Here is an 11315-nt window from a genome sequence, read left to right as displayed (position 1 = left end):
TACGATGACATCCATGTCATCGAAGGTCACGTCAGCTCCTACATTCGATTTTAGCCACAAGTATTCTGACTGTTTTAATGATTTATTAAGGGGTTTAAAATTCTACAGTTAGAATTTAGACCTAGCTTTGACAGACGGACTTAAATACTTAAAAGTTTTTTGCTGGGCACTCTGCTATTTCTTATGCTACATAGATGCACTTAGTAACCGTCGATGATTTACTTAGTGAAGGTGATAAAAGTGCTATAGGTCATGTGCTTTAAAGTTGAGCGTTAGAAACGATCTTTTTATCTCACTTTACTAAATTCATTGTTGAAATTGATAAACCTGTTGTTGTATACGAGGTGAAAAGCATTGCATAATTAAAAGATAAAAATTAATTAGCTGGTTGTTGATGGAATAGATATGTATGAATGATTTTCAAATACCAAAGATACTTCAAGATGCAATTCAGAATGAAAAATTAGTAATATTTTTAGGGGCAGGATTATCTATAGGAAGTGGCTTGCCAAGTTGGGGGGCAATTGTAAAAGATACTTTGAAGGCTAATGAGCAATATATAGATAAAGCGTCATCCTATATCATGGCACTTGATTCAGGAATTATGTCAGCTTTAGAAGTCCTTGATAAAATATGTGAACATAAAAAAATAATATACAAATCCTTCGAGGAACTTTTAAAAAAATCAATACCGCAGTCTGATATTCATGCTTCATTAGGCTTGTTGACAAAACGTTTTGTTACAACTAATTTTGACACTCTTATTGAGTCAAATATAGTTTTAAAAAATGTGATTACACATGAAAGTAACTACAATTTATCAAAAATAGATGATGACGATGAGTATGTAGTGAAAATCCATGGTGATATTAATAGGGTTGATAAATGCATTATATTTTCTGAACAGTACAATGCACTTTATCATGAGGAATTGCTAGCCACATTTCAATTGAAAAAGCTGTTGTCTAAGTATAACTTTCTTTTTATTGGTTTTTCTTTTAGAGATCCTTATGTAAAGGAATTGTTTAGTTATGTCAGTAGCCTAATGGATGGCTATGGGCCTAAACACTATATTATATCTGATAACGACGTTAAAGTTGAAAACTTAGAAAGTATTAATATTAATGACTATGCTAATTTGAATTCATTTGTTTCTCGTCTTTCTCTTTCAATTGAACCAGCCGAACCTATTGTAACAATCTCCCAAGAAATATCTGAGGAAAAATTTTTTAAGGCTATAGATGGAAGTGATAGAGCTCCTTCAGTTAAAGGTTGGGTTGGTAGGGAAAAGGAACTTTCAATTCTACAGTCAGATACATTCAGAGTGATATTTATTACAGGTATTGGTGGGGAAGGAAAGTCAGCTTTAGCATCTAATTATATAGATGGGGAAGATCAGTATAGTTTTACCGATTGGAGGGATTTTAAGGAACAAGACCACAAGTTTCAACACAAAATTGCTTCTATGATTCAGAGAGTAGAACCTACCACTAAAACTAAAGAATTAATGGGGTTAACTGATGAGGAACTTGTTGATTTATTTTTTATAAAACTTGGTCAGGAAAAAGCACTTTTTGTTTTAGATAATGTTGATAGTTATATTGATTTAGAGAATTTTGAACCAGTGAATGGTATTGGATATTTGTTTAAAAAAGCCGTTGAGTTGGAACACAACTCTAAATTTCTATTTACATGTCGTCCTTTTATTAGATTTGCAAGTGTAGAGTTTTATCAGTTATCACTTTCTGGATTAACAGATAAAAACACGATAGAATTTTTCCTAAATAGTGGAACTAATATATCAAAAGAAAAATTAGGGATATATGCTAGGAGATCTTTTGAGTTGACTAATGGCCATGCTCTATGGCTTAGTTTGATTATTGCTCAGTCTCATAGAGGTGAGAAAGCACTAATAGATTTTCTAGATAAAATAGAATCAGGTGTTACAATTGATGAAAATGATTCAACAATCTTATCAAAAAATGTATTAAGCAACATCTGGACTTCTTTGCACGAGCGTGATCGCTTGTTACTCAGAACATTAGCCGAGTCAGTAGTAGCCGAGAGTACGGAAGATTATGCAGATATTCTCAAGTCAGAGTTAAATTATAACCAGTACCGTAAAGCTCTAAAAGCACTGAGGAACTTTAATTTAGTCGTAGAAAAAAGGGGAAGTAACTATATTGAGTTGCATCCTCTTGTTAAAGAGTTTATTCGGAAAAATTATCAAACATCTGAGAGGAATAAGTATATATCTCTTATTGTAACCTATTACGATAAGTTTATTTATGTCTTGAGAGAAAAGCTTAATCATGAGTTAAGTTTCGAAGAGTTTTCTAATTTTACGAACAAAGCAGAACTGTCTATTAATGCTGGTGACTATCAGAATGCCATAAATTCATTGTGGGAAGTTCATGATGCTATGACGGCGGCCGGATACAATGAAGAGTTTTTACGTGTTGGTAAGTTTTTACTTTCATCTATAACTTGGTCAAAAAAACGTGTGGATAAATTTGAGAACTTCTATCCATTGATGAGTTACATTATTAAATGTTTGGTGGAATATGGTCATGATGAGCAGGCATTAAATTTTATAGATAAGTATGAGTTTCTTATTAATAGAAAAGATGAGGCTTACATAAGATTGTGTGATCTAAAGTCATATAGATATTGGTTTAAAGATGATTTTCATAATGCGATTAATATATGTGAAGAAGCTGTGTATTTATTAGAAAAAGGCTCTCAGAGTGATAGGTTTAGTATTGCTCATACTTTAGCGCTTGCCCAGAGGGATAGTGGTGGAGTAGATAATGTTGATAAAGCTTTAGATTATTTTAGAGGAAGCATTACTCTTGAAGATATATTATCTACAGAAACTATGACTGAATTAGGTGATGGGCCAATGCTAGGGAATGTTGGTAAGTGTATATATCTAAAGGGGGACAAAGAAAATGCACTTATCTGTTACGCAAAATCATATTATTATTTGATCTCAAGTGATTCAAGTAATAGGCTAATTAACTTGGGTTATGCTTCTTTTTGGCTAGCCAATTTATTACTTGAGTTAGGGAAGAATGAAGTGGCGTATTATTTTTATAGATTTGCTTTTGAGTCTTGGAGTAGATCATCACCAGTTCTTGCTAATAGATATAGGTCAAAGGTTGAGTCAAACTCTACTTATCGCTCCATATTTTCTCAAGAGTGGTGGCGTATTGAGAAATATTGTAATGAATGGGTAAAGAAATACTTAAAAATCAACTAAAGCTTACGATAATCCTTACATTGCTTTTTGAAATGGTTAATCTCTAAATTTGTATTTGTGAACCAATTTCACTAAAAATGATTGTCTATTCAAATTTTTTAGGCAAGTAAGGTGATTTGACAAGTAATCTATTGTTAAATTGTACTCACTTTGAAAGGTCGTGTGGCATTTTTTAAAAAGCACATTCTAGGCTAAATCTTTGTAGTATCTGGATCGAAGATATGTGTAAAGGTTAATTGAATTAAGCACTTGCATGAAAGTGACCGTTGGCGGCATGGATGCCGACGTCGAACCCTCAGGGACGAGTTTACGGCGTGTCACTGGAGTGACAGTGCTTAATTTTTGGATACCAAGGTTAAGTGATTGCTCTACAACTTCCTATATTTACCATCTCTCTCAGCTATTTCTGAGGCGCTCAAGCTATTTCCCCATGCACTCTGCTAACAACTTAACGAAAAAGTCGCTGCCTTTGCGTTCGCAAAAGGCAATATTACGTTCTGGGATGGTTTCGGGATCGTTGTAGTTAGCAAGGGCTAACTCCATGCTAGCTTCGCGGATGATGTGCAGGGTTGGGTAGGGCGCGCGGTTGGTGAAGTTGGCTGCCCCGTCCTGTGGTTCACCATCGAAACAATAGTCTGGGTGAAAGGTGGCGAGTTGGTAAGTGCCTTCGTACTCGTGTTCGATAAGCGTATCGGTTGCCATGTCGATGAGGTCGAGATAAGCATAAAACCCCTCAAAACCACGGGGTAGAATAAACAGTGTGGTTTCGGCTTCGGGGTGGGCGTCGAGGTATTGGCATTCTTCAATCAATGCCTTGAGTACGAGTTTGACTTTAGTTTGTTCCACCACCAGATACCGAATACTGCCGCGCTCGACTTCTTGTCTGGCGAAGGGGCAAATATTGTATTTCATGATCACTTTTTTCACCCAGTCGTCGGTTTGTTGAGTGATCATGTCAATTTCGTTCATGGCGGTCGTTTGCTCGTGCTTAAAAATTAGGGGGCGATCATAGGGATGATAGACGCCACAAGCAAGAGCGCCATGCTGATATTAAAAATCTTCTGTTGGCGCTCATTTTTTAAAATGCGTTTAAGGGCCACACCAAAGCCGAGCCAGACGATAGCGCAGGGAAAGGCGACGCACAAAAATACCGTTGCGATAGTGATGACCTGCGGGGTCAAATCCTGCTGTACTGACGTGAACGTCGCAATCGCGCCCACGGCCATGATCCAGCCCTTAGGGTTGACCCATTGAAAGGCCGCGGCTTGGATAAAACTAAAGGGTTTAGCAATGGCTTTGCCTTCCATCTTGCTACTGCTGTTGGCAATCAACCAAGACAGATACAAAAGGTAACCTATGCCGACGACTTTAATCACTTGATGGATGATAGGATAGCTTTGGAATAGGGCGCTCAAGCCCAAACCTATCGCGAGGATCATAGTCGGGAAGCCAAGGCTTATTCCCATCAGATGCGGAATACTGCGTTTTACGCCAAAGTTTACCCCTGAGGTCATCAGCATAATATTGTTAGGCCCTGGGGTGATCCCCGATGAAAAGGCAAACAACGCGATAGCGAGTATTAACTCCATAGATAGATCCACACCTTTATTTTAGTTTTATGGCATTGTGATTATTTGCCGCATTGAGCCTGCGATTTACTCATCAGACGTTACGCAATACTGTGTTGCTATTATTTATAATTGCGACATTTGATTGCAACGCAGGCGAGGCATTCTAGCGATTAAATGTTGCCGCGCCTATACGACATAGCGAGTTTATAAACTAAAAAGAATAACAAAATATGTACATGCCTCGATGGGATTAATGGCGTGAGAATAGGGCTAGCGCAGTTTGATGGTTTTCTGTGTTAGTACGAATATCAAGATATATTGGAATATGCTGATTTAACACTATGATGGATATCAGCTTTCAGTTTTAGTAATAGCAACTATCCTTAGACAGCATTTTATAGATTGAGGTAACAGGGCATGATCAATCCATCATTACATAGTGAGCTTAGTGGAGTGCTAAATCGACAGTTCAGTCGAGTTCCTTGCTGGGCTCCCGACCGAGTGTTAAGTCGGTATTTGAGAGTGTTAATACTGCTTTTTAGCAGCGTTTTAGGTCTTACTGGGTGCGTAACTGTGACGGATAACGCGGCGCAGCCGTTGCGAACCACAATCGTGATGTCTGGCGATCTTAGTGAATTACCGTCAACGGCAATGACATTCACTTGGCATCCTAAATTTCAAAAAATCATCACAGATAAACGCTTAGATCCGCAGCCAGTGTTGCAACACATGCAAGCCGTATTAAAGCAAACTTTGCAGAGTAAGGGATATCGCTGGGTCGAAGATCCACTACTGGCGGATTTTCTGGTTGGCTTTGGCGTCGCGATGGGAACTGAAATGAGTGATGAACAAATTTTGGCAGTGACAGGATTAGTCGCTGGGCTGTCAACCGACGGTGTGAATACCCAAAAGTATGACAAAGGTACCGTGGTGATAGCGCTCTTTAAACCCACTAAAATACAGGGCGTTGATGAGCCAATTTGGCGAGTGCTTGCCCAAGGTTTTGGCAACATTAAAAAGATGGATGAGCTAACCGAAAATTTCGACAGTCTCATTGCCAGTATGTTGGCCAATATGCCGTCGGTTAATGTGGCTCTTTAGTCAGCGTTTGAGCTTTAGTTCAGTTCTAAGTCTGAATTGAGTCAGCATTTGGGTTGGAGCATTCGCCAGATAAACGGGATTAGTGCTTAATTGAGGTGTCTTGGTCCCATGTTTGTGGTGCTAGCTCCCATTTTTGAACTGTGGGACATGGTACTTTAGTGACAGCCATCTCAATAAAGGGCGCGACAGTGAAAACTGCCGCGCTTTTTCATTTTAATGGAGGGAGGTTCCATTTTGATTTCAGACTGTTTCAGTCGTGCTCGACTGTGATCTCGTAGGATGAAAACTTACGAATGTTAATCACGCCCGTATCAAACATTAAATACTGCCCCTTGATCCCCTGCAAAATTCCGCTGACGACCACATCTTTATCGAAATTGTGCGAAGTGATCTTCTTCGGAAAGGTGTCAATTGGATAATGAATTGACTGAATCGTTTCGTGCAAACGCTCGATACTGTAATCACCTTTTTGCATGCCGATTTCGTGCAACTTAGCCTCAATTTGCGGGATCAGTTCCGCAGCCTTAGCATTTAAATCAATATCGTCGGCATGGCCTTTTAACATGGCTTGCCAATGGGTTTTATCATTAACCAGTTTTGCCAATTCTACTTCGACTAAGCCTGAGAGCTGTCTTGTTGAGACTTTAAAAATCGGTAAACCTTGGGTAGCACCTTGGTCAATCCAACGGGTGGGCAGTTGAGTGTGGCGGGTAATGCCGACTTTAACGCCCGAAGTATTCGACAGATATACATAATGCGGCACAAAACAGTGGCTCTGGGCCCACTCTGGTTCGCGGCAAGTGCCTTGGTCGTAATGACAAGTTTCCGGCTTCATGATGCACATATCGCAACTCGCCAGCTTTTGCATACAGACAAAACAATGGCCCTGCGAGTAACTCTTCTTGCTCTTTTTGCCGCAGTTGCAGCAGAAGATATTACCCGTATGGGTCAAGGTTAATTGCTTGCCTATCAATGGATTGAGCGGGAGTAACTCATTACCAACAACGAGTTGATATTGCACTTGTTGCGCGTCATCTAACTGCACGCGCATCTTTTTTAGCGTTCCTAACATGGTCATCCTAATGTGTTTCGTTCTGGTGCAGCTTAGTCGCTCATCATGCGTTCTAGTGCACGCTTTCGTTATATCGTCATTGCGTGGCCGTCAGTATACAAGATTATCCAAGTCAGTTTAGATAGGAATTCTCGATAAGTAAGTCGATTGATGGCGTTAATGACCTGAGTCGATTGAATGAGTGCACCTAAACCTCTTTTGTTTTACTTAACCATTTGTACACTAAGGCAATAATACCGAAAGTAAGCAAGGCTACTGGTAAGTAAATGATTATGCTCATAAATTGTGTTTGGTATTTTGTTGCTAATTGGGTATGGCTAATGAGATACCCAAAACCAACAACGGAAAAAATCCACACCATTGAACTGATGAAGTTAATGAGTAAAAAACGACGGGAAGAAATACCCGTTGCACCTAAAATATAGGGGTAAACGGTACGAACAAAAGGAATATAACGTGCGAGTAGCAGGGTTATCACTCCATAGTTATCAATAAGGTGGGTCGCTTTTTCCTGATGTTTGATATCAATATTCGACAGCAGTTTTTGGTAAATTTGGGTATGCCCTAAAAATCGACCCTGTAAATAACCTATAGCTGTACCTGTAAAGGTTGCTAGAACCAATAACGGCATAATACCGATATGAAGAATATCTTGATAAATCAGCACTCCAGTGAGAAAGAGTAGGCTATCTCCGGGTAAAAATGCGGTGGGAATAAAGCCATTTTCTAACACTAAAAAGCCACAAATTAATGCGCTGACCATGAGGGCGATTTTAGGATTGGCTAAAACCGCCAGATCATTGTGTATCATGGCTTGGGCCAGTTCGTATAACTGCTCCATACGTACTACTCCCTAAAATAATTGATAAAACATAAAGATGGAAAAGCTCGAAAGCGGCAATTTTGAACCTGAGCTATGGTGTTTCGTGGGTTATTCTACCAAGGGAGCATGAATCGAAAGGCAGTTACAACATTAAATTTTGTTGGTGTTAGTGTGTTTATGGTTCAGTAATCGGGTTTGGTGGGCTTTTTATAGTAAAAATATTAAGCATTATTATAGGGTTAATAAATTTTAAATGATGACATCAACTTACAAATCCACTTGCCTGATTCCTATGCGCATTCTAACGATTGCAACTATCCAGTATTGATTGCACTGGCTTAACTTAATTTGAACACCTTGCCGCGAATGTCGGTTTTTAAGCGCACTTTAAGTGCTGTTTGAAAGTGCTATTGCGAGTGCGCTCTCTAAATATATTGGTGTGCTAAGTGTTAGCTCACCGTAAAAGTAAACAAGATTAACGGCTTAATCTATCGAGCACGAGATCATCCCCAAGAGCATAGAGGGATTCTACCAGTTGATCTTCTTGGGCGAGATCTGTGAGTCCAAGGCCTATGGTCGCCCGAAACAAAGCTATACCTGTGTGGCCTGCGGTTTCATATTGACTACTAAACTGCTCGATATTGATGCCAATTGCATTGATTTTATTGGATATATCGAGCACAAGTCCGGGTCTGTCATAGGCCACTAGGTTGTAACTTAAGCGTTTGATGGGCTTAAGGGCGACCGAGGTTTTGGAGTAGGTGAGGGACAGGCTATCGATGCATTCTAGGGCCTCAATAAGCTCATCCATGCGCAGTGAAGGCACTTCGAGTAACAATATCGCGGCAAAGACACCGTCAATATGGCGTAATTCTGAGTCGAGCCAGTTGCCGCCATGACGACTCACAGCATGGGCGATTTGTTCTACTAATCCTTTTCTATCAGGTGCTTGTAGTGTGATTAAGTATCGTAGCATAGTGACTGACTCCTATTTTTTGTAAAAGGCACCTGTTTTAAAACGGGGTGTAACACAACTGTCATCTTTGCGTCATATAATCCAACGCACTTAGAATAAAGGATGTTGTTATTGCTCAGTTTACGTTCAAACAGTGTAAGCATAGCACTCGGCAAATCCTAGCGAAAAAACTCGCTAGCTATTAATAATAGAGGTTCTTAATGGAAAGTCAGGTCACTCAACCTGGTTCTGCATCGCACAGTATGCTTAAAGGCGGACGCTCGAATCGCAGGGCATTTAAGGATAAAGCGGCGCAAATCAGCGTCACTATCGGCGGCACTATGGTATTTGTCGCCTTATTGTTGATCTTCTTTTATCTGTTGTATGTGATTAAACCCATTTTCGACAGTGCTGATGTCACACCCGTTAAGAGTGTGAGCTATCAACACGCGGATGTGCCGACCTTAATGGTGGGTGCTGAAGAGCAAAATGAGGTGATGTACCGTGTGGCCGTTGATGGCCAAGTGGACTTCTATACTGTTGCCGACGGTAGCTTACTTTCTAGCTTTACCCCGACGTTACCAGCGGGTGTTACCGTCACCAGCGCCGCCGTTGCTGTACCGAGCGAACAACGTTTTGCGCTGGGATTAAGTAATGGTCAGGTCATAGTGGCGGGCCTAGAGTTTGGTTTAACGTACCCCAATAACAAACGTTTAATCACACCTAAACTGCGTTATCCCGCAGGTGAAACCCCCATAACAGTCGATGAGACAGGCAGCGCGATTCATAAGCTGACCTTTACTTATAGCTCAGACAAAATGAGTTTTGCTTATCAAGATGAGAGTGGTGTTTGGCGCCTCACTCGTCTCGAAGGGCAAGAGAACATGATGACTGAAGAAGTGGAGTGGGTTTCTACGACATCACAAATTCAAGATGCGCCGAAGAAAGTCTCCCACGAGCTGATGACGCCCGATCAACGTCAATTGATGTTGCAAACTGGCAATAAAATTTTCGTGTACGACATCCGTGATACTGACAGCTTAGATCTGCTGCAGGTGATTGATGTTGAACGTGCTAAGGCACAAGTCAATAACGTGGCTTTGCTGGCGGGTGCGAGTTCATTACTGGTCAGTTATGACACAGGTATTGTGGCGCAGTACTTCCAAGTTAATGGTGAAAAAGGGCGTTTATATCAAGAGATTCGTCAGTTTGATGACTTACCGCCCATCAGCTCGATTACCTCTGAATTCTACCGTAAGAGTTTTGCGACTGTGAGCCCTGAGGGTGAGCTAACACTACTCTATACCACGAGTCATCGTGAACTGTTTGATGCAAAGTTTGACCTTAAAAACCCCGGTAAAATGGGCTTTACCCCACGCTCAAACGGCATAGTCGTTGAGGCGGACAAAAAGCTGCATATCTTCAGTGTGGAAAACTCCCACCCAGAAGTGTCATGGAGCGCTATGTGGGACAAGGTGTGGTATGAAGGTTATCCAGAGCCTAAATATGTATGGCAATCGACCTCAGGTTCTGACGATTTCGAAGCTAAGCTGAGCTTAATGCCATTGGCCTACGGCACAATGAAAGCGGCATTTTATGCCATGTTATTTGCCGTGCCTTTATCCGTTGCTGGTGCGATTTACACTGCTTACTTTATGTCGCCTAAGGTGCGCGGTTTCGTGAAACCGACCATTGAAATCATGGAAGCATTACCAACGGTGATTTTAGGCTTCTTGGCGGGTCTGTGGTTAGCGCCACTGATTGAAGAACATCTCCCCGGCATTTTAATTCTACTGATCTTATTGCCGACCTCGATACTCACGTCTGCCTATGGCTGGAGTAGGTTGCCGGGTAAGTGGAAACAACGTTTACCCGAAGTGTACCAAGAGCTGATGTTGATCCCTGTGGTCTGTTTCGTGGGTTGGTTCTCTTTTGCGGTCAGCCCAATCATCGAAGTGGCGCTGTTTGATGGTAATACCCGTCAATTCATCACTAACGAACTGGGGATCACCTTCGACCAACGTAACGCGCTGGTGGTCGGTATTGCCATGGGCTTTGCGGTGATCCCAACGATTTTCTCCATCGCTGAAGATGCCATTTTCTCTGTACCGCGTCATTTATCTAACGGCAGCTTAGCCTTAGGTGCGACGCCTTGGCAGACATTGACACGCGTGGTGTTGTTAACCGCCAGTCCGGGAATTTTCTCGGCCATTATGATGGGCCTTGGCCGTGCCGTTGGCGAGACCATGATCGTACTGATGGCCACCGGTAACACCGCCATCATGGAATGGAGCGTGTTCGAAGGGATGCGAACCTTGGCGGCAAACATTGCGGTTGAAATGCCTGAATCGGCTATCGGTAGCTCGCATTATCGTGTGCTCTTCCTTGCTGCGTTCGTACTATTCATCTTTACATTCTTCTTTAACACCATTGCAGAAGTGGTGAGACAGCGTCTACGTGAACGCTATAGCTCGCTGTAACGGGGATAAGACAATGACATTAAATACTATTTCGCCAGTGACCTTGAGAGG

8 protein-coding genes are annotated in these 11315 nt (G+C 41.3%); 3 read left to right on the top strand and 5 right to left on the bottom strand.

Annotated elements, in window-relative coordinates:
• Positions 1-409: 409 nt before the first annotated feature.
• Positions 410-3262: an SIR2 family protein gene (locus tag ACHA99_RS01580; RefSeq protein ID WP_393940652.1), complete on the top strand. Its 2853-nt coding sequence runs from the start codon at positions 410-412 to the stop codon at positions 3260-3262.
• Positions 3263-3682: 420 nt separating this feature from the next.
• On the opposite strand, the gene ACHA99_RS01575 is transcribed toward ACHA99_RS01580, so the two are convergent.
• Together ACHA99_RS01575 and ACHA99_RS01570 are read right to left on the bottom strand one after the other, a co-directional pair.
• Positions 3683-4231, bottom strand: a complete 549-nt coding sequence (locus ACHA99_RS01575; protein WP_113938905.1) for a DUF1415 domain-containing protein — start codon at positions 4229-4231, stop codon at positions 3683-3685.
• A 26-nt stretch (positions 4232-4257) separates the two neighbouring features.
• The gene (locus tag ACHA99_RS01570) at positions 4258-4851 is read right to left on the bottom strand and encodes a LysE family translocator (RefSeq protein ID WP_113938904.1); all 594 of its coding nucleotides are present in this window, start codon (positions 4849-4851) and stop codon (positions 4258-4260) included.
• A gap of 399 nt (positions 4852-5250) precedes the next feature.
• Between ACHA99_RS01570 and ACHA99_RS01565 the strand changes: the two genes are divergently transcribed.
• Positions 5251-5934, top strand: a complete 684-nt coding sequence (locus tag ACHA99_RS01565) for a DUF4136 domain-containing protein (RefSeq protein ID WP_393940649.1) — start codon at positions 5251-5253, stop codon at positions 5932-5934.
• A gap of 250 nt (positions 5935-6184) precedes the next feature.
• Here ACHA99_RS01565 and ACHA99_RS01560 read toward each other — a convergent pair whose 3' ends face one another.
• The 3 genes from ACHA99_RS01560 to ACHA99_RS01550 all read right to left on the bottom strand — a co-directional run bounded on the left by ACHA99_RS01560 (position 6185) and on the right by ACHA99_RS01550 (position 8805).
• Positions 6185-7006 carry a DUF2797 domain-containing protein gene (locus tag ACHA99_RS01560; protein ID WP_393940647.1) on the bottom strand — a complete coding sequence of 274 codons (822 nt, stop codon included), beginning with the start codon at positions 7004-7006 and terminating at the stop codon, positions 6185-6187.
• A 187-nt stretch (positions 7007-7193) separates the two neighbouring features.
• Entirely contained in the window at positions 7194-7847 is a 654-nt protein-coding gene (locus tag ACHA99_RS01555; protein WP_168823092.1) for a DedA family protein, read from the bottom strand.
• Between the two features lie 457 nt (positions 7848-8304).
• Positions 8305-8805 carry a glycine cleavage system protein R gene (locus ACHA99_RS01550; protein ID WP_028760534.1) on the bottom strand — a complete coding sequence of 167 codons (501 nt, stop codon included), beginning with the start codon at positions 8803-8805 and terminating at the stop codon, positions 8305-8307.
• A 200-nt stretch (positions 8806-9005) separates the two neighbouring features.
• Here ACHA99_RS01550 and ACHA99_RS01545 point away from each other — a divergent pair, with 200 nt between their 5' ends.
• Entirely contained in the window at positions 9006-11264 is a 2259-nt protein-coding gene (locus ACHA99_RS01545; protein WP_393940644.1) for an ABC transporter permease subunit, read from the top strand.
• Positions 11265-11315 lie beyond the last annotated feature (51 nt).

This window comes from Shewanella sp. S23-S33 (assembly GCF_043359565.1).
GTDB classification, from domain to species: Bacteria; Pseudomonadota; Gammaproteobacteria; order Enterobacterales; family Shewanellaceae; genus Shewanella; species Shewanella oncorhynchi.
This window is presented reverse-complemented; position numbering and strand designations above follow the sequence as displayed.

Excerpts from the sequence above, each read along its gene's own strand:
- ACHA99_RS01580 (WP_393940652.1), top strand. The coding sequence starts at position 410 with ATGAATGATTTTCAAATACCAAAGATACTTCAAGATGCAATTCAGAAT.
- ACHA99_RS01550 (WP_028760534.1), bottom strand. The coding sequence starts at position 8,805 with ATGCTACGATACTTAATCACACTACAAGCACCTGATAGAAAAGGATTA.
- ACHA99_RS01545 (WP_393940644.1), top strand. The coding sequence starts at position 9,006 with ATGGAAAGTCAGGTCACTCAACCTGGTTCTGCATCGCACAGTATGCTT.
- ACHA99_RS01570 (WP_113938904.1), bottom strand. The coding sequence starts at position 4,851 with ATGGAGTTAATACTCGCTATCGCGTTGTTTGCCTTTTCATCGGGGATC.
- ACHA99_RS01555 (WP_168823092.1), bottom strand. The coding sequence starts at position 7,847 with ATGGAGCAGTTATACGAACTGGCCCAAGCCATGATACACAATGATCTG.
- ACHA99_RS01575 (WP_113938905.1), bottom strand. The coding sequence starts at position 4,231 with ATGAACGAAATTGACATGATCACTCAACAAACCGACGACTGGGTGAAA.
- ACHA99_RS01560 (WP_393940647.1), bottom strand. The coding sequence starts at position 7,006 with ATGTTAGGAACGCTAAAAAAGATGCGCGTGCAGTTAGATGACGCGCAA.
- ACHA99_RS01565 (WP_393940649.1), top strand. The coding sequence starts at position 5,251 with ATGATCAATCCATCATTACATAGTGAGCTTAGTGGAGTGCTAAATCGA.